We start from the raw sequence: 21509 nt of genomic DNA, 5'->3' as shown, positions 1-21509 counted from the left end.
GCCCGTCCACATATCCTCTCTGCACGAAAGAATTCAGCTCTTGCGGTTCGCCACGAACTGGGCCGTCTCGATCAGGATAGTCGCTTTCTCTCGGTAGGGAGACAGCAGTTCCGAGGCTTCCGTGACCAGGCGGGCAAGTGTGGCTTCCGCCCAGGCCTGGCCGTGCAGCGCGACCAATGTTCCCTTGCCGCGGGCGGCGTCCTTGCCGGTAGCCTTGCCCATGGTAGCAGTATCGGCAGTCAGGTCGAGAAGATCGTCGGCGAGCTGGAAGGCGAGGCCGATCTTTTCACCGAAGAGACGCAGCCGCTGACAATCCTCAGCTGAGGCGCCGGCAACGATGGCGCCGGCTTCGCAGGCAAATCGGATCAGTGCACCGGTCTTCATCGCCTGCAGCATGGTGATGCCGTGCTCGTCCGGAGCCTCTTTTTCAGCCGCAAGATCGAGGGCCTGGCCGCCGGCCATGCCGCCGATACCGGCCGCGCGCGACAGTGCCAGCACGAGTTCGATCTTTCTCTCAGCCGGCAGGTCGGTTTCCGGCGCGGCGATGATGTCGAAGGCGTAGGTCAGCAGGCTGTCGCCGGCGAGGATCGCCGTCGCATAGTCAAAGGCGACATGCACGGTCGGCTGCCCTCGGCGCAGGTCGTCGTCGTCCATGGCCGGCAGGTCGTCATGCACCAGCGAATAGCAATGCACGCATTCGAGTGCCGCGCCGATGCGCAGCGCCGCGTCATCGTTGCCACCGAGAAGCGCTGCAGTCTCCATCACCAGAAACGGCCTCAGCCGCTTGCCGCCGTTCAGCACACCATGACGCATCGCTTCGAGCAAACGCGTGGGGCGAACGATTTCGCCGTTCAGGCAGGCGTCGGCAAGAAGCCCACTCAGGACAGCCTCGACTTTGCCGGCGTTGTCCCTGAGGCGATGTTCAAAGGAAGAAGTGGTGCTGTCCATGGCCGCTGTTTGGCATGAGTGCCGGTCGCTGGCAACGAGAATTGTCAACCGCCGGGGTGGGAATCTCGGCGCACTCTGGTCATCGCTCTGTGTAGACGGTATGACACTTGCAGTATTCTTGGCGCGTCCCCCGGACACGCGAAGAGTGCTCCGGGGTGGAGAAACGGTGGACCTTCAACAATTGGACATTCCGACGGACAGCGAGGAAGAAGCCGAGATGCCGCGACGGCCGGGCCGACTTGCGCGCTTCAAGGGCCGTCCGCTCTGGCAGCGTATCGTCCTTGTCCTCATCGGCTTGCTGCTGCTGCCCTATTTCCTCATCCTCCTCTATGCGCTGCCGTTCATCCATCCGATTTCGACCCTAATGTTGCGCGATGCCATCATGCTTCGGGGATATGATCGGCGATGGGTTTCCTTCGACGATATAGCACCGGTGTTGGTGCAGTCGGTCATGGTTTCCGAGGACGGGCAATTCTGTTTTCACGGTGGTGTCGACTGGGGCGAGATGCGCATGCTTGTGCAGGAGACGCTGCGGGGCGAGTCCACGCGCGGTGGCAGCACGATCCCGATGCAGACCGTGAAGAATCTTTTCCTCTGGAACAGCCGCTCCTTCGTGCGCAAGGCGCTGGAACTGCCGCTCGCCGTTTTCTCCTCGTCCGTCTGGTCGAAACGGAGGATGATGGAAATCTATCTGAACATCGCCGAATGGGGACCGGGCATCTACGGCATAGAGGCGGCGGCGCGTTATCATTTCAAGGTGCCGGCCTCGAAATTGACAGGCCGCCAGGCCGCCCTTCTCGCCGTCTCCTTGCCCAATCCGATCGACAGGGTGGCCAGCAGACCGGGGCGCGGACTGCGCCAGCTCGCGTCGCTGATCCAGCGGCGGGCGAAGAATTCCGGCGAGTACATCAAATGCCTTTATGATTGATATCAGAACTTGTCGTTCGATCCGGTAACCGTCATCTGGCATTCTTGCATGTGACGTAAGGGCGGGTGATCTGCCAACCAAAACCGGACCTGCCCATGAGCATCGATGCCTTCTCGCCCGAACTGCTGAAATATTCCAAGAGCCGTCATCCGGAACCGCCCGTTCATCTCGGTACGCGCTACGACCTCTCGGGCAATTTTCAATACGAGCCGGGCAATACGATCGTCTGCCATGTGGTGGAAGGTTCTGAGACGCAGCGCGCCGTTGTGGCGGCACGGGAGAAATTTCTGGCGATGCCGGAAGCCTCGCAATTCACCTTCACGCCGATTTCCAGCCTGCATATGACGCTGTTTCAGGGTATTATCGAATATCGCCGCACGCGGCCTTATTGGCCGGCCGATATCGCGCTCGATGCACCGGTCGATGAGATGACGGAGATCATGGGCGAGCGTTTGAAGGCCTTTTCCACGCACGATCCGTTCAAGGTGGCGGTGACGCGTGCGCGGCCGAGCGGCCTGCTGGTGGACGGCGCGACCGAGACGGATCGGAAGGTGATGCGGGAGTGGCGCAATGCCCTTGCCGATCTTCTCGGCTATCGCCATCCCGACCACGACGTCTATCCGTTCCACATCACCTTCGCCTATGTCATCGAGCGGCTGGTTGATGAGGCGCTGCCGCGCTGGCAGGCGATGCTGGACCAGGTTGCCGCCGATGTCCGCGCTGCGGTGCCGGTTATCGAGCTGCGACCGCCGGCCTTTTGTTCGTTCGACGACATGAATCATTTCGAGGAACTTCTGGTATTCGAGTTCCAAAAATAAGAAGGACAAACCATGGACAAGCTGACCCTCTATATCGGAAACAAGAATTATTCCTCCTGGTCCTTTCGGCCATGGATTGCCTTGGAGGGTTGCGGCATCTCTTTCGAAGAGGTGCTGATCCCCTTCGATTTTCCGGCCGGCAATCCGCGCATCCGCGAGGTTTCGCCGACGGGCAAGGTGCCGATGCTGGTCCATGACGGCTTCAAGGTCTGGGAATCGCTCGCCATTATCGAATATGCGGCCGAGCTTTTCCCGGATGCCGGCCTTTGGCCCAGGGATCGGCAGGCGCGCGCCACGGCGCGCTCGATCTCGATGGAGATGCTGGCGGGCTTCCGCGCGCTTCGCAATGCCTGCCCGATGAACATCCGTCGTCCCGTCAGCCGGCTCGATCTGCCCGAGGGTGTCATGGACGATGTTGCGCGCATCGAGACGATCTGGCGCGAGATGCGCGCCCATTCCGGCGGTCCCTTCCTGTTTGGCGCTTTCTCCGGTGCCGATGCGATGTTTGCGCCGGTCGTCAACCGTCTTGAGGTTTATGATCTCGTCAGCGCCGCCGACACGCTGGACTACATGGCTGCGATGAAAGCACTGCCCGCCTGGCAGAAATGGGAAAAAGCCGCACGTGAGGAGCCGTGGATCGTGCCGGAAGACGAAGCCTGATCACTGATTCGGCTTCCATCGATCCGAATCAGGTGGTGCGGGCAAAAAATGCGGGAAGGGACTGGTCAAAGTCCCTTTAGCCATGTATAAGCCCGCCCAATTTCCGAAATTGATGCATATCTGTTTCGGCCGCCTGGCTGGCCGCTGATATGTTTCGTCCGCAAAGTGGAGTAACGAGAATGGCTGTACCGAAGAGAAAAACGAGCCCGTCCAAGCGCGGTATGCGCCGCTCGGCTGATGCGCTCAAGGCTCCGACCTATGTCGAAGACAAGAACTCCGGCGAACTGCGTCGCCCGCATCATATCGATCTGAAGACCGGCATGTATCGCGGCCGTCAGGTTCTGACGCCGAAGGAAAGCGCATAATTCTAGCGCTCCCTTGGAGTTGAGATTCAAAGGCTGGCGTTTCGCCGGCCTTTTTCTGTTTGCGCATTTTGGTTCTGCTGGCTCGCGCCCGAAAACTGCTTCGCACTTCAGACCCTTTGCGGTAAAACTCGCGGCGACTTCAATTTCGAAGAGATTTTCTTGATTATGGTTGTTGCCTTCCCGCTGATGATCGTTCCCCTCGTGCTCTATAATCTGGCGACGTTGGGTCTGATGGGCGCCGGCGGCATCGCTTCCCTCAACGATGTCTTGCTTACGCTCGCCATGCTTTCGAGCGCGACATGGACGCTGCAGCTCGGCGATTTCTTCATCGTCATCGCGCTGGTCATGCTGTTTTTCGAAATACTGAAGGCGACGCGCAACGGTTCTGGCTCGCTGCTCAATCACATGCTGTCGATGCTGGTGTTCATCGCCTATCTGGTCGAATTCCTGCTGGTCAAGGATGCGGCGACGCAGACGTTTTTCGTTCTGATGACCATCGCCTTCATCGACGTCATCGGCGGATTCACCATTTCGATCCGCTCGGCCGGGCGGGATGTTTCGATCGGGCTATAAGGCTTTTTACCCTCTCCCCAGCGGGGAGAAGGTTGTGCGGAGCACGGATTTAGGATGCCCCCTCTCCTCGCTGGGGCTATGGCATTCACACATTTAGAATTGCCTATGGAGTGGAGTTCTGATTCTTCTGCAAAAAGCAGGAGAATTAAGCGATGGGTGATTTGAGCCTGGGACGGTTTGGCGACCGTCGCTTGGAAAAAGGGGGGTGTTCTTGCTGGAGCGCCTTGTTGAGACGGCTGGCCGGGGGATGCGGGTGCGCAAGCTCGGCGGCAATCGGGCTGGAGAGATCCGCTTGAGCCGGTTTTTGCGCAATGATGCGGTTGATCCGCAGGCGATGATCGATGCGGCGGCGTTGCGCACGGCCAGCCGTTGCGCGGATCGGCATATCTTGGCCATTCAGGATACGACGGTGGTGCGCTCCGGCGGCGGTGGCGGTCTTTACCTGCATGCGATGATCGGGGTCGATGCGGATGATGGCGCGATCATCGGCGCGATCCATGGGCAGTTTTTAAGCCGCGACAAAGGCAAGCGCGGCACGCAGCGCGCGCGTCCGATCGAGGAGAAGGAAAGCTATCGCTGGCTGGAGGGCGCCGACCGCGCCGCGCAGGTTTGCGCGGCCGCGCGCCACATCACCGTCATCGCCGACCGCGAAAGCGATATCTACGAGGCCTTCACCCGACGGCCCGCCAATGTCGATCTCGTCATCCGGATGGCTTGGGATCGCAGCTTCGGTAAGGACCAGCCGTCGCTGTTGGCCATGGCGGACGCCTTGCCGGTTGCGGCAAGCCTGGCCTTCACGCTGCCGGCCAAGCCGGGCCGCAAAGAGCGCGACGCGCAGTTGGCGATCCGCTTCAGTGCGGTGACATTGCCGCGCCCGAAGAATGGCATCTACAACAACGTCCCGGATGGTGTGCGCCTCTTTCTGGTGGATGTGCGCGAGGGCGCACCGCCGCCGGGCGAGACGCCGATCCATTGGCGGCTGCTGACAACCTACGAGGTGTCGGATGCAGGCCAGGCGGCGGCGGTCATCGCCCTTTATCGCCGCCGCTGGGCAATCGAGCAATTGTTCCGCACCCTGAAGACGCAGGGCTTTGATATCGAAGCCCTGCGCATCGAGGACGAGGTGCCGCTGAGCAATCTAGTGATGGCCGCCTTCGTCGCGGCCGTGATTGTGCAGCAACTGGTGCATTCGCGCGACGGCGCTCCTCCGGGCGGCGCCTTGCGCCCCATCGAAGACGCCTTCGAGCCGAGCGACCGGCCGCTTCTGGAAGCCTTCAGCGCCAAGCTGGAGGGCACGACCGCCAGACAGAAGAACCCTCATCCCAAAGGCTCGCTGGCCTATGCCGCCTGGGTCTGCGCCCGCCTCGGCGGTTGGACCGGCTACTACGGCAAGCCGGGCCCAATCGTCATGCTCGACGGCTGGCAACAGTTCCAAGCAGCCAAGCGCGGCGTATCCCTTCTCCTCTCCGCTTGCGACTATGTGTGAATCTAATAGCCTCGCTGGGGAGAGGGTGAGATGCTCACAAACTATCCAGCTTGTTCTGCATCGCGCGGAGCTGTTCTTTCAGCTCGTCGATGTCCTTTGCCTCCGCCTTGCGGCTTTCTTTCGCCGGCGGTTTCATGAAGGGCGAGAACATCTGCATGGCCTGCTGGAACATTTCGGTATTGCGACGGACCTGTTCCTCGACCATCTGGATCGGCAGTTGCAGGTTCTTGCCGAGCGGCGTTTCGCCAAAGGCGCGATTGATCTGCTCGCGCATCTGCGTCTGCTGCTCGGTAAAGGCGCGCATGGAGTGTTCGAGGAAGCTCGGCACGACCATCTGCATCTGATCGCCGTAATAGGTGATCAGTTGCCTCAGGAACGAAATCGGCAGCAACGTATTTCCGGTCTTCGATTCCTGTTCGAAAATGATCTGCGTCAGCACCGAATGCGTGATCTCCTCACCGCTTTTCGCATCCTGGACGATAAATTCCTCTCCCTTTTTTACCATCTCCGCCAAGTCATCCAACGTCACGTATGTGCTGGTGCCGGTATTGTATAGGCGGCGGTTGGCATATTTCTTGATTACGATCTGGCCCTCATTTTTTGCCATTATCAGTCTCCTGGCCCCGTCTGATTGTATGGAAACTCCTCCACTGCCAAGTGTAGACGCAAAAGAAGCTTGGTGACAATCGGTTTGTGCGATGCGGCAAGCCCTTTCCTTTGATTGTATTTTTTGCCGGGTGATGACGACTTCGTGAAATCTGGAAGACCAAAATTCTTGTCGTTTGACTCGGGCGCAAAGCTTTGACAGTTTCGGCTTATATATGTTCAACCTTTGAGGAGGCTTCCATGAGCAATCCATCCATCGTCGTCGCCAGTGCAGCTCGCACTGCTGTCGGTTCCTTTAACGGCGCCTTTGCGACCATTCCGGCTCATGAGCTCGGCGCGGCTGCGATCAAGGGCGCGTTGGAGCGCGCTGGTGTCGAGGCCAGGGAAGTCGACGAGGTGATCCTCGGTCAGGTGTTGCAGGCCGGCGAAGGGCAGAATCCGGCTCGCCAGGCCGCCATGAAGGCCGGCGTTCCGCAGGAGGCCACCGCTTGGGGCGTCAATCAGCTCTGCGGTTCCGGCTTGCGCGCCGTTGCGCTCGGCATGCAGCAGATCGCTTCTGGCGATGCGAAGATCATCGTCGCCGGCGGCCAGGAATCCATGTCCATGGCCCCCCATGCTGCGCATCTTCGCGGCGGTACAAAGATGGGCGACATGAAGATGATCGACACGATGATCAAGGACGGCCTGACGGACGCCTTCTACGGCTATCACATGGGCATCACGGCGGAAAACATCGCCCGTCAGTGGCAGCTTTCGCGCGACGACCAGGATCAGTTCGCCGTTTCCTCGCAAAACAAGGCCGAAGCCGCCCAGCTCGCCGGCCGCTTCAAGGACGAGATCGTGCCGTTCATCGTCAAGACCCGCAAGGGCGACGTCAGTGTCGACGCCGATGAATTCATCCGTCACGGTGCGACGCTGGACGGCATGACCAAGCTGCGCCCCGCCTTCGACAAGGAAGGGACGGTGACGGCGGGCAATGCTTCCGGCCTTAATGACGGCGCGGCGGCTACCGTGCTGATGACCGAGGCTGAAGCTTCGCGCCGAGGCATTCAGCCGCTCGCCCGCATCGTTTCCTGGGCAACCGCCGGCGTCGACCCGCAGATCATGGGTACAGGCCCGATCCCGGCCTCGCGCAAGGCGCTGGAAAAGGCGGGCTGGTCCGTCGGCGATCTCGACCTCATCGAGGCCAATGAAGCCTTTGCCGCGCAGGCCTGCGCCGTCAACAAGGACCTCGGCTGGGATACGTCTGTTGTCAACGTCAACGGCGGCGCCATCGCCATCGGCCACCCGATCGGCGCTTCCGGCGCCCGCATCCTCAACACGCTGTTGTTCGAGATGAAGCGCCGCGGCGCCAAGAAGGGCCTCGCCACGCTCTGTATCGGCGGCGGCATGGGCGTCGCTATGTGTTTCGAAGCGCTCTAAAGCATTCCGCTTTCAGGTGGGATCACCTGAAAAGCGGACAAGATGCTCTGGATTCAAAAGGCTGGAGCGATCTTTGTGCGTTCAAGTGAACGCACAGCGCTCTAGGGCGCTTCGCTCCGTCCCCAAAATGGTACGAGATGGTTTTTAATAAGGTCGTGCTAAAGTAAATAGCGAGAGAAGGATCAAGCGATTCGAGAGTGCTGATCCGCTTTGGCGATAACAGAGGGGAGTGGAATATGAGCAGAGTGGCGTTGGTGACAGGGGGTACGCGCGGCATCGGAGCAGCCATTTCGATGGCGTTGCGCAATGCGGGCTACCGGGTTGCGGCAACCTATGCCGGCAATGACGAGAAGGCGCGGGCTTTCCATGAAGTGACGGGTATTTCCGTCCATAAGTGGGATGTGTCCGACTACGAAGCCTGCGGTAAGGGCATCGCCGCGATTAAGGACGAACTCGGTCCGATCGAGATTCTCGTCAACAATGCCGGGATTACCCGAGATGCCATGTTCCACAAGATGACGCCGCAGCAATGGCACGAGGTCGTCAACACCAACCTCACCGGCCTGTTCAACATGACGCACCATGTCTGGCAGAGCATGCGTGACCGCAGCTTTGGCCGCGTCGTGAATATCTCTTCGATCAACGGCCAGAAGGGCCAGATGGGTCAGGCGAATTATTCCGCCGCCAAAGCCGGCGATCTCGGCTTCACCAAGGCGCTTGCCCAGGAGGGTGCCGCCAAGAATATCACGGTCAATGCCATCTGCCCTGGCTATATTGGTACCGAGATGGTGCTTGCGGTGCCGGAAAAGGTCTTGAACGAACGGATCATCCCGCAGATCCCCGTCGGCCGTCTGGGCGACCCCGAAGAAATTGCCCGTATCGTCGTCTTCCTCGTCGGCGATGACGCCGGATTCATCACGGGATCGACAATCAGCGCCAATGGCGGCCAATTCGTCGTTTGATCTGGTAGGTAAATACCCGATGATTGCCGGAATGCCCGGCAATCATCGCCGGCTTGAATTTGCGGATCGCCGTTGCCGGGGTTTGAAATCCAAGACGACCGCCTCCACGGGCATGCGGCGCATTTCCTTGTCCCGCATCCATGCGGCATAACCCAGCACAATAAACGTGGTGCCGACAAAAGCGAGCCCTGCGATGCTTGCAATGATCTCGGTCATGGCGCCGTTCCTTTCCAAAAACGTTAACCCGACCCCCGCCAGACCGGCGTGGGTATCTTCGTCTCAAGAAAAATGTCGGTCCAAGGTTGTCGGCGCGAGGATTTGTCTTTTAAGACCGATCGTCGACAGCGCGTTGACGATCGGCCGACAGAAATCGATCTTCGCCTGTAACCGCCTTAGCGGCAGCGAGCCTCATAGCGGCGGCCATTGCGGTCACGATAGATGCAATAGCCAGGATGCTCCTGGGAGCGGCCGATCAGGTAGCCGACAGCACCGCCAGCGACGGCGCCGATTGCGGCACCACCCCAGCTATTGCTGGCGACACCGCCTATGATCGCGCCCGTGCCGGCGCCTATGGCTGTTCCCTTTTCGGTTGCGGTGCAGGAGGCAAGTGCGCCGACAAGTGCGATCGCGACGATGATTTTCTTCATGATAATGCTCCCTAGTGTGTGAGGTCTTCAACAATATCGGCCGGATCAGATCCGGCCCATCAGCAGCAGTATGAGGATGATGACAAGAACGAGTCCGAGACCACCTGATGGACCGTAACCCCAACCCCGGCTGTAACCCCAGTTCGGAAGTGCGCCGATCAGCAACAGAATCAAAATCACGAGTAATATCGTACCAAGCATGGCGTATTTCCTCCGCGTCAAGCGCCTAGAGCATCCCGCCGGAGTGACGTCGTCACACAAGCATATCAGATGCGCTAAGTTGATAGTCCCGATGCGTTCTTTACCCGTCCCCCTCTAATGAGTAGCGCACCAGTGTCGCTGTGAATAGAAACTTATTTCGCGAGAAATTGTTCCGGCTCAGAAATAACAACTCATCGGGTTGAGCCGGCAAGCTGCGCAAGAATGTTAACGCACGCACCTGATGCATGCGGAAAATGCCCGCCGGCGACCTTTGTATATGGTTAAAAATTGCTTTAAATACAATATGTTGCGGTGAACGAAACGGGAAAATGGACCTGTCCGTGATTCGTCAGCGATTCGTTCTGCATTTGGGCTTTGGTTAACGTCGGGATGATCGGCTCATCGGAAGATCTACCTCTTTCGATGAGGTAGACTTAAGTTCAATCGCCGAAAAGTGGTACTTCGCTAGCGAAATAGTTAATTCCGGCGAATTCCGAGGCTATCCATATCTCCTCTTCATTCTCCATTTGGATGAGCCGCCCTACCCGAAAGCTATATCTAGCTGAGAACAAATAGAGTACGTGAACGAATCAGCGATTCGTCGCTGATTCGTTCCGGCTTTGGTCGATGTGTTAACGGGTTCAATTTCTGCGCGAATTTATGGATTTATCATGTGCGGCTTCGCTTAAAAATTAATCGCAATCCCTGATTCGGCAGGATTCTGCGTTTCAACCATCCGGAGTCCTGCGCGTTTTGCTCGGAATCACGCTAGATGTTGTGTAGAACAAATACAGAATCGGCCGGAGTCAGCGATTCGTCGCCGATTCGTTCCGGCTTTGACCCAATTCTTAATTCGAAAGTTTCCTGGCTGGATTCTCATGGAAATTCATATAATTAACAAATGGTTAATTATATTTTTCAAACGCGGGTGCCATCCTGCCGGATTCGTCACATGACTCCAATTCACGTAAAAAGGGGTCTAGATATGAATCAGTATTTGGTGGGATTCTGCGAATCAAAATCCATATATAGTGGTGAACAGAAAGGGAACTACAGTGAGTCAGCGATTCGTCGCCGATTCGTTCTCAAGCTGTTCCGGACTCGTCGGGACTCGCTTGGGATGCAGGGACAATGTAGCTTTTGGTTGAGGCCGCCAATGAGGAAATCGCATATTGCGACCGTTGTTTTTTCATTCAGGTCTTGCCTTTGTCACATATGGTCGTCATCTCTTCTTCTCTTCCCTGGGGAGCTTGTTGATCGGAAGACAGCGGTTTCTCGCCCATGCATGGACCTATGACTCAGACCTCGCAGCCAATGATCCTGAGCGGACGCGGCGTGACCGCGGTGCTCGGACCGACCAATACCGGCAAAACCCATTATGCCATCGAGCGCATGGTGGCGCACGGCAACGGCGTCATCGGCCTGCCGCTGCGGCTGCTGGCGCGCGAGGTCTATACCCGTGTCGTCGAAAAGGTCGGGGCGCAGTATGTCGCGCTGGTCACCGGGGAAGAGAAGATTTCACCGCCGAATGCGCGTTATTCCGTCTGCACTGTCGAGGCCATGCCGCGAGAGACGCGCGCGTCCTTTGTTGCCATCGATGAAGTGCAGCTCGCGGGCGATCTGGAGCGCGGCCATATCTTCACCGACCGTATCCTTCATCTGCGCGGGCGCGACGAGACGCTGCTGCTTGGCGCGGGCACGATGCGGCCGATTCTCGAGCAGTTGTTGCCGGGGATCACCGTCGTCGAGCGGCCCCGCTTGTCGCATCTCTTTTATGCCGGGCAGAAGAAGATCACGCGCCTGCCACAACGCACGGCGATCGTCGCCTTCTCCGCCGACGAGGTTTATGCCATCGCCGAACTCATCCGCCGTCAGCGCGGCGGAGCGGCGGTTGTCCTCGGCGCGCTCAGCCCACGGACCCGCAATGCGCAGGTGGCACTCTACCAGGCCGGCGATGTCGAATATCTGGTTGCGACGGATGCGATCGGCATGGGCCTCAATCTGGATGTCGATCACGTCGCCTTCGCCCAGGATCGCAAGTTCGATGGCTATCAATTTCGCAATCTCAATCCGGGCGAACTCGGCCAGATCGCCGGCCGCGCCGGCCGTCACCTGAAGGACGGCACTTTTGGTGTGACCGGTCAGGTCGATCCGTTCGACGACGAGTTGGTGCGGCGCATCGAGGGTCATGAGTTCGATACGGTTAAAGTGCTACAATGGCGCACCAAGGAATTCGATTTTTGCTCGATCGCTTCGCTGCGCGCGAGCCTTGAGAGTGCGCCGCGCGTACAGGGCCTGACGCGCGCGTTGCCGGCGGTTGATCAGCAGGCGCTGGAATATCTGTCGCGCGATCTCGAGATTTCCGATCTCGCCAACAATGCGGCGCGGGTCGAAAAATTATGGGAAGCCTGCGCGCTTCCGGATTATCGGCGGATTACGCCCGCCCAGCATGCCGATCTTATCGCCACCCTCTTTTCCGACCTCGTGCGCTATGGCACGGTAAAGGAAGACTTCCTTGCCGAACAGGTGCATCGTGCCGATCGGACGGATGGCGAGATTGACACGCTTTCGGCGCGAATCGCGCAGATAAGGACTTGGACCTATGTGTCGAACCGGCCCGGCTGGCTTGCCGATCCGACACACTGGCAAGAAAAGACGCGGGAAATCGAAGATCGATTGTCCGATGCGTTACATGAAAGGTTGACGAAACGCTTTGTTGATCGCAGGACATCTGTGCTCATGAAGCGCCTGAGAGAGAATGCGATGCTGGAAGCTGAAATCAGTGTGAATGGGGATGTCTTCGTTGAGGGGCATCATGTGGGACAGTTGACCGGTTTCCGGTTCACGCCTATCGCGGGAACCGAGGGGCCGGACGCCAAGGCTGTCCAGACGGCCTCGCAGAAGGCGCTCGCGCTGGAGTTCGAGGCGCGCGCCGCCCGTATCCACGCGGCCGGCAACAGCGATCTGGCGATCAGCGCCGATGGCCTCGTCCGTTGGCTCGGCGATCCCGTGGCGCGGCTCTCGGGCAGCGATCACGTCATGCGTCCGCGCGTCATCCTGCTTGCCGACGAGCAGTTGACCGGCAATGCGCGCGACCATGTTGCGGCGCGCATCGAGCGCTTCGTGAATCATCATATCAGCACGGTCCTAAAGCCGCTCGACGATCTGTCGCGCGCCGAGGACCTGCAGGGTCTTGCCAAGGGGCTGGCCTTCCAGCTCGTCGAAAGTCTCGGCGTGCTCTTCCGCCGCGACGTCACCGAGGAGGTGAAGTCGCTCGACCAGGACGCGCGTGCCTCGATGCGCCGCTACGGCGTGCGCTTCGGTGCCTACCACATTTTCGTGCCTGCCCTGTTGAAGCCGGCTCCGGCCGAGCTCATCACCCTGCTTTGGGCGCTGAAGAACGACGGCCTCGACAAGCCGGGGTATGGCGACCTAATCCCGGTTCTGGCCGCCGGCCGCACCTCCGTCGCCACCGATCCGAGCTTTGAGCGCATGTTCTACAAGCTCGCCGGTTTCCGTTTCCTCGGCAAGCGTGCGGTGCGCATCGACATTCTCGAACGGCTGGCGGACATCATCCGTCCGCTGCTGCAGTGGAAGCCCGGTCAGGCCTCGCGTCCGGAAGGTGCTTATGACGGCCGCCGCTTCACGACGACGACGTCGATGCTCTCCATCCTCGGCGCAACGTTGGAAGATATGGAAGAGATCCTGAAGGGTCTCGGCTATCGCGCCGACGCCGTGAAGGCGGAAGATGCGTTGGCCTTCCTCGCGCAGCAGGATGCCACTTCGGCACCCGCTCCGGCGGCGCAGGCTGCTGAAGCAGCTGCCGATAAGGCTGACCATGACGATGCCGATGGCCACAGCGATGAGCCGGCTACGGAAGGTGAAGCCGTCGCACAGGATGCGACCCCTGCAGCCGAAGTTCAGGCTGAGCCGCCTGCAGCCGCCGAGCCTGCGGAAGCCGTTGTTGCGGCAACCGAACTTCCGGGTGCCGATGTCGTTGCTGCCGAGCCGGTCGAGCCGAAGCCGGTTCTGCTTTGGCGTCTTGGCGGACGCGGTGACAACCAGCAGCGCCAGGGCGGACGCGGCCATGGCGATCATCGTCGCGGCCAGCACAGCCAGGGCGAGGGACGTGGTCATCAGGGCAATCGCCGCAACGGCGGCGGTGAGCAGCAGGCGAATGGCGAAGGCAATCGCGAAGGCCGGGATAATCGTGATGGGCGCGAAGCCCGTGGCGATAACAGGGGGCCGCGCGGCAATCGCGATGGCGGTCGTCCGCAGCATCAGGGCAACAGATCCGAACGCAACGATCGCCAGGATCGCGGTGATCGGAAAGAGCGCAATGATCGCAATGACCGGAACGACCGCAACAATCGCGGCGTATCGCAGCCACTGCGTTTCGAAGCCAAGCCGCCGCGCAAGGAAAAGCCGATCGATCCGGATTCTCCTTTCGCCAAGCTCGCAGCGCTTAAGGAGCAGATGAAGAAATAGGCCATGACGGACGAGAGGCAGCCATCTTCCGGTTCGCGCCAGCGCATCGACAAGTGGCTGTTCTTTGCCCGTATGGTAAAATCCCGCTCGCTGGCGCAGGTCTATGTCCAAAACGGCAGCGTGCGGGTGAATGGCGAGCGGGTCGTGCAGCCGAGCTATGGCGTCAAGGCCGGCGACCGGATCGAACTTTCGCTGGAGCGGCGGGACGTCGTCCTGATCGTGCGTCTCCCAGGCGACCGGAGAGGTCCTTTCGAAGAGGCGAAGCTGCTTTACGAGGACCTGACGCCGCCGCCGGATGAGACAAAACGTCTCACTCCGTTCGAGCAGGCTAGCCGCGCGCCGGGCACTGGACGGCCGACGAAACGCGATCGGCGCGCGATCGACCGGCTGACGTCAGAGGATGATTAGAAAACTCTATCCGACCTCCATGGTTTTGGGGATTGTTTGTCCTTGAAATTGGCCAGCAAAGTCGATACCTCACGGTCAACCCGCTGGTAACCAGTCGGTCGGCATGCCTGCGCATAGCGCATCCGTTGCCCGCCGGCTTCCGAGGGAAAGGCGCGACGTTCCAGGTTGCGCATCCACGGAAAACGATAGATATCCCTGGAGTGCTTCATGACATACGTCGTGACCGACAATTGCGTTCGCTGCAAATACACCGACTGCGTGGAAGTCTGCCCTGTCGATTGCTTCTATGAAGGCGAGAACTTTCTCGTCATCCATCCCGATGAATGCATCGATTGCGGCGTTTGCGAGCCGGAATGTCCTGCCGAGGCGATCAAGCCCGATACGGAGCCGGGCCTCGACAAGTGGCTGAAAATCAACGCGGATTATGCCTCCATCTGGCCGAACATCACGGTCAAGCGCGATCCGCTGCCGGAGGCCAAGGAAATGGACGGCGAACAGGGCAAGTTCGAGAAGTATTTCTCGGCCAACCCCGGTTCCGGCGACTGATCGAAGGCCGTGACAGGCCGTCGATAAAGGTGTAGTCGATAACGCATCAAGACGAATCAATGCCGTTGGCCGCATGAGCGGTCAACGTGGCCGATTTGGTGTGCGTAAAGCAAATTATTGATTTCCTCAGATTTTTGTGATAGCTTCCTCACACTGATCCACTGCGGCATTATGTGTGCCCCAAACCATCACGAAAGCAAATAAGCAATCCGCACGCGGTTTCCTTGACATATCAACATTTTGAGTTGTCGGGTCTGGGATCGCGATGAACGGATTTCTTTTTGCATGCGTCTGGCTGGACCAGGATGAAGTCACCCCGACGGTGCTTCCGTCTCATCCGGGCCTGACTGACCCGGCCCCGGTTTACGCCGGGTGCGTAACAGGGAGTTTTTGAAAAGAATGACGATCCAGCAGAAAAAACCTTCAGCAGCACGCCATGGCTTCAAGACCGGTGAATCGATCGTATATCCCGCTCACGGCGTGGGTACGATCACCGCGATTGAAGAGCAAGAAGTCGCAGGCATGAAGCTTGAGCTTTTTGTAATCGACTTCGAAAAAGACAAGATGCGTCTGAAGGTGCCCGTGGCAAAGGCCATGAGCATCGGAATGCGTAAGCTTTCCGAGACGGATTTCGTCGATCGGGCGCTTAAGGTTGTCCAGGGCAAGGCCCGCGTCAAGCGCACCATGTGGTCGCGTCGCGCCCAGGAATATGATGCCAAGATCAATTCGGGCGATCTGATCTCGATTGCCGAAGTGGTTCGCGATCTCTATCGCGCCGAGAACCAGCCTGAGCAGTCCTATTCCGAACGTCAGCTCTATGAAGCTGCACTTGATCGTATGGCGCGCGAAATTGCCGCCGTCAACAAGATGTCCGAGACCGAGGCCGTTCGCCTTGTCGAGATTAATCTGAACAAGGGCCCGAAGCGCGGCAAGGTCGTCGAAGACGACGATTCCCAGGACGAAGCCGCATAAAGTCACAGGACAAGACACCACGTCCAAAAAACCCGGCCATCGTGCCGGGTTTTTCTTTGGAACCTTTTTCCGTCTGCTGCGTTTATGCCTCGTATTCGCGGCCGGTGTGAGTTCTCTCGTGATATGAGTTTCTCAGCCAGCCGTTTCCCTTAACGTTCACGAGGACCGGACCCCATGCGTTTTGATTGGAAATTTCCCGGCGATCTGAAGCCATTTCGTTCGCTAGGTCATTTCGGTGAAGCCGAAATAGACCCTTAACCGACCGTCCGGACATCGGGCCGGTCTCCAATTGCATTCAATTCATAGATTTTCATCCGCGCAGCGATGTCCGGAAACGAAGTTTGCTGCCTTTTCCGTTGACCGTCGCACTGAAACGATTTTGGGGTAGGATTTAGGGGATATGTATATGAAAAATATGTCTGCAGATCGACGCATGATTAAGATCGCGATGGCCGCCCCCTATCTCGACCGCGACGAAGAGCACGACCTCGCCATCCGCTGGAAGGATCACGACGACCGCAGCGCTCGCAACAAGATCGCCACAGCCCATATGCGCCTTGTTATTTCGATGGCGGGCAAATTCCGCAATTTCGGCTTGCCGATGAGCGATCTGGTACAAGAAGGCTATGTAGGTCTCCTGGAGGCGGCGGCAAGGTTCGAACCGGAGCGGGAGGTGCGATTCTCGACCTACGCGAGCTGGTGGATCCGGGCGTCGATCCAGGACTATATCCTGCGTAACTGGTCGATCGTGCGCGGCGGTACGAGCTCGGCGCAGAAAGCGCTGTTTTTCAATCTCCGCCGGCTGCGTGCCAAGCTCGCCCGGGGTAATAGCGGCGTCACGGTGCAGTCCATCCACGAGGAAATCGCCGTCGCTCTCGGCGTCAGCCTTGCCGACGTGCAGACCATGGATGCGCGCCTCTCCAGCAACGACGCGTCCCTGCAGGCGCCATCGATTTCCGGTGATGCCGAAAGCGCGGAACGCATGGATTTCCTGATCAGCGACGAACCTCTGCCGGACGAACAGGTCTCCAACATGATCGACGGCGAGCGCCGCCGCGTCTGGCTGGCCTCGGCGTTGAAGCACCTGAACGAGCGCGAAATGAAGATCATCCGCGCGCGCCGTCTGGTCGAGGATGGCGCGACGCTGGAAGAGCTGGGCGCTGATCTCGGCATTTCCAAGGAACGTGTACGCCAGATCGAAAGCCGAGCCATGGAGAAGCTCCGCAGCGCCCTGGTTGACGCCGATCCGCGCATGGCGAGTTATGCTTGAAGCGGAGAATTCCTCCTCGCCAATCGGGGAAGGTGAAAAGCCGTCTATTCCGAAATTATCTTGACCTTGTCGCCGGGTGCAACCGTTGCGCCCGTCGGCAAGGCGTTGATCAGCTTGAACAGGTCGAGCTTGCGGTCGGTGCCCATCATCCGGGCGGCGAGCGTGGTGATGTTGTCGCCCGCCTTGACGGTGACGACGCGCACGCGCAGCGGCTTCAGCGATGAGGCTTCCTCCGGCGTCATGTGCCGGAAGCTCGAGCGAAGCACGTCGGCCGTCTGCTCCAGCGCGGTAATGTTGCCTTTCGGCACGGCTGTCAGGAAACGGAAGATCTGTGAGCGGTCGCGGATAACCGTGACGTCGAAATCCCAGCGATCGGCCGAGGCACGCGCGGTTGCCGCGTCCATGCCATTGACGGTGATCGACCTGATAGTCGAGGGATCGAGGCCGGTGACCCAGCCGCTGGAGATATAATTCATCAAATTCTGGTTCTGGCTGTCGGCAACGCCATCGAAGCGAACGGCGATGTCGCCGGGGCCGGTCGCCATGACCGCCTCAACCTTGTTGTCGATGTGAAAGTCGGGCGGCACGTCGAAGCGGATGCCGAGGCCGCCGTGCAGGAAGGTCTGGCCACGCACGTAGCCTTCTTCCGGGCTGTCGCCGTAAAGCAGGCCGTCGATACCGTTGAGGTAGTAATCGCGGCCGGTATCGCCGACCTTACCCTCTTCGCCGAATTCGCGGGCATGCATCTTGGCAAGGTCGATGCGCTGCGGCGTGCTCGGATGGCTCGATAGGAAGTCGAGGCTCTGGTCGGCGTCGGAATTGGCCGTCATGAAATGGCTGTAGTCTTCCATCGCATTGAGGAAGCGGGCTGCAGCATAGGGGTCGTAGCCGGCCTGGCCGAGCGTGCGGATACCGATCTCGTCGGCTTGCAGCTCCTGCTGGCGGGAAAAGGCGGCAAGACGCAGCTTGCCACGCGCGAGTGCCTGCTTACCGGCAAGATCGCTCGACAGAACTTCCGAGACGACGCGGCTGGCTATGACTTCAGCTTCCTCACGCTTTTGCCGCTCGATGCCATGATTGGCGGTGACGTGCGCCATCTCGTGCGACAGCACGGCGGCGACTTCCGAGGCGTCGTTGGCGAGCGCCAACAGACCGCGGGTGACGTAGAGATAGCCGCCAGGCAGCGCGAAGGCGTTGATCGATGGCGAATTCAGAATGGTGATGCGGTAGGACTGCTGCGGATTTTCCGACACGCTGGTCAGTGCACCGGCGATGCGGGCCACCAGCCGCTCGGTCCTGGCGTCCTTGTACTCGCCGCCATAGCTTGCAAGGATGCGCGGATGTTCGCGGGCGCCCATCTGCGCACGCGGATCGTTCTTCTGCACTTCGGAAACGATCTGCGGGTTGGCGGAAGGCGAAACATTCGGCTGATAGGATTGATCCAGCACCGACTGACAGCCGTTGAGCACCATCGCTGCAATGAGGACGGGGGTGAGAGGGCGCATACGTGCAGCGACAGTCGCGCCGATCCTTCGTCCTGCCTGCTTGCTCTGCTTCAGTGCCTGTGTCCCACTCATTTCGCTGCCATGCCGGCCGGCCGCCAAACGCGGTTGATCATGGCTAAGCCGATCATCACCGCGTTTCGTCAAAGGTTGCATCCACCCCGATCGGACCTGAGTTCACCCGGGTGGTCTCTGCCTTTTGCTGTAGCCGATTTCGGCAGCAGTTGCATAGCGAGACTCTGTTTAATTGTAGCAGCGTTGTATTTTAGCAAGCATTTCGCTGCACTTTCAGCCGCCCGCCGCGACGAAAATAAGGCAAAAACGGACCAAAATGCGGCCGCGCACTCAATGTTGCAAAAATGTGGTCAGCGCCGGAATGCCGTCCTGCTTCAGGAAATGTTCGATAGGGGCTGAAAGCCGAATTGTTCCATCGTCGATAAAGACGGCATGGTCGGCGAGGCGCCGGACTTCGGCCGGATCATGCGAGACGATCAGCACCGTATTGCCGGTCTCGCGGTGAAGCGCGGTCAGCAGCTCTGCCATGCCGGAGCGCAGGCCGGGATCAAGTGCGGCGAAGGGCTCGTCGAGCAGCAGGATCGGCTTGTCGCGCACCAGCGCCCGGGCGAAGGCGGCGCGTTGCCGCTCGCCGCCGGAGAGGGTGCCCGGTTTACGTCTGTCGAAACCGGCGAGCCCCACCCGCGCCAAGGCCCCCGAAATCCTTTGCCGGTCGTCCGCCGAGAGCTTCAGCGATGGACTGATACCCAATCCGACATTGGTGAAGAGATCGAGATGGGCAAAAAGATTGTTATCCTGGAAAACCAGGGACACAGGCCGCTCCGAGGGGTGCAGCCTGGTCGCATCCCGCCCGGCAAGCATGATGCAACCATGATCCGGTGTCTCGAAGCCGGCAAGGAGATTGAGGAAGGTGGACTTTCCCGATCCGGACGGACCGGTGATGGCGATGATCTTGCCCCGCGGCAGGTCGCAGTCGAAGCGAAAATCATGCGTGCCGAGCCGCAGTTCGACTCCGGTCATCGCAATGCCTCGATCCGCCATGCCCTGATTATCGGTCATTCCGTCTGCCTTCATCCTCATGCCCGCCTTGGCCGGCAGTGCCGGCGATGGTCAGGAGAAGACATACGAGCCCCAGAATGAATGCAAGCCCGTCGGCGTCATTGGTGCGGTAGCTGCCGAGCTTGCTGTAGACCAGCCAGGGCAGCGTCATCAGGCTGTCGGAGCCGAAGAGGGCGACGGCGCCGAGATCGCCGAGCGACAGCGCCATGGCAAAGGAGAGAGCAGTGAAGAACGGCTTGCGCAGACCGGGCCAGTCGATCAGGTGCAGTCGCGACAGCCCTTGAAGACCGAGACTTGCCGCCAGACGTTCGGTGCGACGGCGATGGACGGCATAGGCCGGCTCGATGACGCGGATGACGAAGGGCAACGCCATGAGGGCGTTGATGACGATGATCAGAAGGGCAGCGAAGCGGGTTGGATCGCCAAACAGCCTGAGCGCCAGGAACCATCCGGTCGCCAGCACAATCGGCGGCACCAGCAGGACCAGAGAGGAGGTGCCGCTCAAGGCGATCGCCAGACCGCGCAAGCCTGGCGCTTTTCGGCGTTCGGCCGATATGACCGAGCGAGCGCGAATAATGGCGAAGGAGGCCAAGATCGCCAGCATGCCGGCGCCAAGGGCGATTGAGAGGCTTGTCAAGATCGCCTGCAGGAAGATCGTCTGGCCGACAAGCCTGAGAAGATCGGCCTTGAGGCCGGTGATGACCACCGAGGCGAGCGGCAGGCCGACGAACAGAGTGGCGAGCAGGAGCAGTGCGCTATCGATCAATTTGGCGCCGGGCAATGCCCCGTCGATCCGCCGTACGGCACGGCCTGCCGTCAGGCCGTGATCGTCCGGCGCCGGAAGTAAAGCCATCGCGGCGAGAATGGCGGCGGTCACTATGATTTGCAGCAGGGACAGGGCCACGGCGCGGCCGGGGTCGAAATCGAAGCGAAGCGCTTGGTAAATTGCCACCTCGAGCGTAGTGGCGGCCGGGCCGCCGCCGAGGATCAGCACCAGCGTGAAACTGGTGGCGCAGAGCATGAAGATCAGACCCGATATGCCGGGGATGAGGCCGCGCAGCATTGGCCATTCGATAAAGCGGAAGACAGAGGTCGGACGCATGCCGAGCCCGCCGGCCATCAGCCAATATTCCGCCGGCACGCGTTCCAGCCCGGCAAGCATCAGACGGGCCGCCAGTGGCAGGTTGAAGAAGACGTGCGCCAGCAGGATGCCCGTCAGCCCATAGATGCTGACCGGCTGCGACAGACCGAGGCCCGTGAGCGCCTGGTTGAAGATGCCCTGGCGTCCCCAAATGCCAAGCAGGCCAAGCGCGCCAATCAGCACCGGCAGGCCCATGGGCACGGCCATCAGCCGAATCAGCCAGAGCCGGCCGGGAAAGCGGGGCTGCCGCGCCAGAGCGCGGGCGACCGGAATTGCGAGGACAACGGAAAGAAGGGTGGACAGCGTTGCCTGGAGCAGCGTGAAGCGCAGCACGCGCAGAAGATAGGGATCGGTGAGCGGATTGCCGCCGGTAGATACGATGCCGGCCGAAAGCAAGGTCACGATGGCAAGGCCGATGAAAAGCGCAATGCCGGCGAGACCGAATGCCCCGCCGGCAATGGCACGTCTTCTCTCGGATGCCGTCAGTATCAT

21 protein-coding genes are annotated in these 21509 nt (G+C 59.8%); 13 read left to right on the top strand and 8 right to left on the bottom strand.

The features are described from left to right. Nucleotides 1–33: 33 nt before the first annotated feature. Nucleotides 34–948 carry a polyprenyl synthetase family protein gene (locus tag CCGE525_RS21450; protein ID WP_120706054.1) on the bottom strand — a complete coding sequence of 305 codons (915 nt, stop codon included), beginning with the start codon at nucleotides 946–948 and terminating at the stop codon, nucleotides 34–36. A 181-nt stretch (nucleotides 949–1129) separates the two neighbouring features. Between CCGE525_RS21450 and mtgA the strand changes: the two genes are divergently transcribed. The 6 genes from mtgA (at nucleotide 1130) to CCGE525_RS21420 (ending at nucleotide 5778) form a co-directional block, all read left to right on the top strand. Beyond that, nucleotides 1130–1876, top strand: a complete 747-nt coding sequence (gene mtgA / locus CCGE525_RS21445; protein ID WP_414128282.1) for a monofunctional biosynthetic peptidoglycan transglycosylase — start codon at nucleotides 1130–1132, stop codon at nucleotides 1874–1876. Nucleotides 1877–1971: 95 nt separating this feature from the next. Then, on the top strand, nucleotides 1972–2694 hold the full coding sequence (locus CCGE525_RS21440) for a DUF1868 domain-containing protein (RefSeq protein ID WP_120706053.1): 723 nt from the start codon (nucleotides 1972–1974) through the stop codon (nucleotides 2692–2694). 12 nt (nucleotides 2695–2706) lie between these two features. Beyond that, nucleotides 2707–3354, top strand: coding sequence for a glutathione S-transferase family protein (locus tag CCGE525_RS21435; protein WP_120706052.1), 648 nt, complete (start codon nucleotides 2707–2709; stop codon nucleotides 3352–3354). 179 nt (nucleotides 3355–3533) lie between these two features. Beyond that, nucleotides 3534–3719 carry a 50S ribosomal protein L32 gene (gene rpmF, locus CCGE525_RS21430; protein WP_003543812.1) on the top strand — a complete coding sequence of 62 codons (186 nt, stop codon included), beginning with the start codon at nucleotides 3534–3536 and terminating at the stop codon, nucleotides 3717–3719. 165 nt (nucleotides 3720–3884) lie between these two features. Further along, nucleotides 3885–4292 (top strand): hypothetical protein, encoded by a 408-nt coding sequence (locus tag CCGE525_RS21425; protein ID WP_120706051.1) that lies wholly within the window; start codon nucleotides 3885–3887, stop codon nucleotides 4290–4292. Between the two features lie 205 nt (nucleotides 4293–4497). After that, a complete protein-coding gene (locus CCGE525_RS21420) occupies nucleotides 4498–5778 on the top strand; it encodes an IS4 family transposase (protein ID WP_245472055.1) in 1281 nt (426 codons plus the stop codon). Nucleotides 5779–5812: 34 nt separating this feature from the next. On the opposite strand, the gene phaR is transcribed toward CCGE525_RS21420, so the two are convergent. Next, the gene (phaR, locus tag CCGE525_RS21415) at nucleotides 5813–6385 is read right to left on the bottom strand and encodes a polyhydroxyalkanoate synthesis repressor PhaR (protein WP_107109823.1); all 573 of its coding nucleotides are present in this window, start codon (nucleotides 6383–6385) and stop codon (nucleotides 5813–5815) included. A 239-nt stretch (nucleotides 6386–6624) separates the two neighbouring features. Here phaR and CCGE525_RS21410 point away from each other — a divergent pair, with 239 nt between their 5' ends. Continuing rightward, the gene (locus CCGE525_RS21410; RefSeq protein ID WP_120706050.1) at nucleotides 6625–7806 is read left to right on the top strand and encodes an acetyl-CoA C-acetyltransferase; all 1182 of its coding nucleotides are present in this window, start codon (nucleotides 6625–6627) and stop codon (nucleotides 7804–7806) included. 236 nt (nucleotides 7807–8042) lie between these two features. Beyond that, nucleotides 8043–8768 (top strand): acetoacetyl-CoA reductase, encoded by a 726-nt coding sequence (gene phbB / locus CCGE525_RS21405; RefSeq protein WP_120706049.1) that lies wholly within the window; start codon nucleotides 8043–8045, stop codon nucleotides 8766–8768. A gap of 42 nt (nucleotides 8769–8810) precedes the next feature. Here phbB and CCGE525_RS38385 read toward each other — a convergent pair whose 3' ends face one another. The 3 genes from CCGE525_RS38385 to CCGE525_RS21395 all read right to left on the bottom strand — a co-directional run bounded on the left by CCGE525_RS38385 (nucleotide 8811) and on the right by CCGE525_RS21395 (nucleotide 9616). Then, nucleotides 8811–8984: a hypothetical protein gene (locus CCGE525_RS38385; protein WP_162950230.1), complete on the bottom strand. Its 174-nt coding sequence runs from the start codon at nucleotides 8982–8984 to the stop codon at nucleotides 8811–8813. 176 nt (nucleotides 8985–9160) lie between these two features. Then, entirely contained in the window at nucleotides 9161–9415 is a 255-nt protein-coding gene (locus CCGE525_RS21400; RefSeq protein WP_120706048.1) for a YMGG-like glycine zipper-containing protein, read from the bottom strand. Between the two features lie 45 nt (nucleotides 9416–9460). Then, the gene (locus CCGE525_RS21395) at nucleotides 9461–9616 is read right to left on the bottom strand and encodes a DUF3309 family protein (protein WP_120706047.1); all 156 of its coding nucleotides are present in this window, start codon (nucleotides 9614–9616) and stop codon (nucleotides 9461–9463) included. Nucleotides 9617–10909: 1293 nt separating this feature from the next. Here CCGE525_RS21395 and CCGE525_RS21390 point away from each other — a divergent pair. The 5 genes from CCGE525_RS21390 to CCGE525_RS21370 all read left to right on the top strand — a co-directional run bounded on the left by CCGE525_RS21390 (nucleotide 10910) and on the right by CCGE525_RS21370 (nucleotide 17300). Continuing rightward, on the top strand, nucleotides 10910–14104 hold the full coding sequence (locus tag CCGE525_RS21390) for a helicase-related protein (protein WP_120706046.1): 3195 nt from the start codon (nucleotides 10910–10912) through the stop codon (nucleotides 14102–14104). Nucleotides 14105–14107: 3 nt separating this feature from the next. Next, nucleotides 14108–14512: an RNA-binding S4 domain-containing protein gene (locus CCGE525_RS21385; protein ID WP_120706045.1), complete on the top strand. Its 405-nt coding sequence runs from the start codon at nucleotides 14108–14110 to the stop codon at nucleotides 14510–14512. A 207-nt stretch (nucleotides 14513–14719) separates the two neighbouring features. After that, nucleotides 14720–15058, top strand: a complete 339-nt coding sequence (gene fdxA / locus CCGE525_RS21380) for a ferredoxin FdxA (RefSeq protein WP_107109816.1) — start codon at nucleotides 14720–14722, stop codon at nucleotides 15056–15058. Nucleotides 15059–15457: 399 nt separating this feature from the next. Beyond that, a complete protein-coding gene (locus CCGE525_RS21375) occupies nucleotides 15458–16030 on the top strand; it encodes a CarD family transcriptional regulator (RefSeq protein ID WP_120706044.1) in 573 nt (190 codons plus the stop codon). A 406-nt stretch (nucleotides 16031–16436) separates the two neighbouring features. Next, complete coding sequence (locus CCGE525_RS21370; RefSeq protein WP_120706043.1) at nucleotides 16437–17300, top strand: RNA polymerase factor sigma-32; 864 nt, start codon at nucleotides 16437–16439, stop codon at nucleotides 17298–17300. A 44-nt stretch (nucleotides 17301–17344) separates the two neighbouring features. Here CCGE525_RS21370 and CCGE525_RS21365 read toward each other — a convergent pair whose 3' ends face one another. The 3 genes from CCGE525_RS21365 to thiP form a co-directional block, all read right to left on the bottom strand. Continuing rightward, nucleotides 17345–18805, bottom strand: a complete 1461-nt coding sequence (locus CCGE525_RS21365; RefSeq protein ID WP_245472188.1) for a M48 family metalloprotease — start codon at nucleotides 18803–18805, stop codon at nucleotides 17345–17347. Nucleotides 18806–19147: 342 nt separating this feature from the next. Then, the gene (locus CCGE525_RS21360) at nucleotides 19148–19876 is read right to left on the bottom strand and encodes a thiamine ABC transporter ATP-binding protein (RefSeq protein WP_120706042.1); all 729 of its coding nucleotides are present in this window, start codon (nucleotides 19874–19876) and stop codon (nucleotides 19148–19150) included. Further along, entirely contained in the window at nucleotides 19866–21509 is a 1644-nt protein-coding gene (gene thiP, locus CCGE525_RS21355; RefSeq protein WP_120706041.1) for a thiamine/thiamine pyrophosphate ABC transporter permease ThiP, read from the bottom strand. The genes CCGE525_RS21360 and thiP overlap by 11 nt, the downstream gene beginning before the upstream one ends.

The sequence above is a fragment of the Rhizobium jaguaris genome, assembly GCF_003627755.1.
Taxonomy (GTDB): domain Bacteria; phylum Pseudomonadota; class Alphaproteobacteria; order Rhizobiales; family Rhizobiaceae; genus Rhizobium; species Rhizobium jaguaris.
The sequence above is the reverse complement of the archived record's forward strand: the minus strand, read 5'-3'. Positions and strand labels throughout refer to the sequence as shown.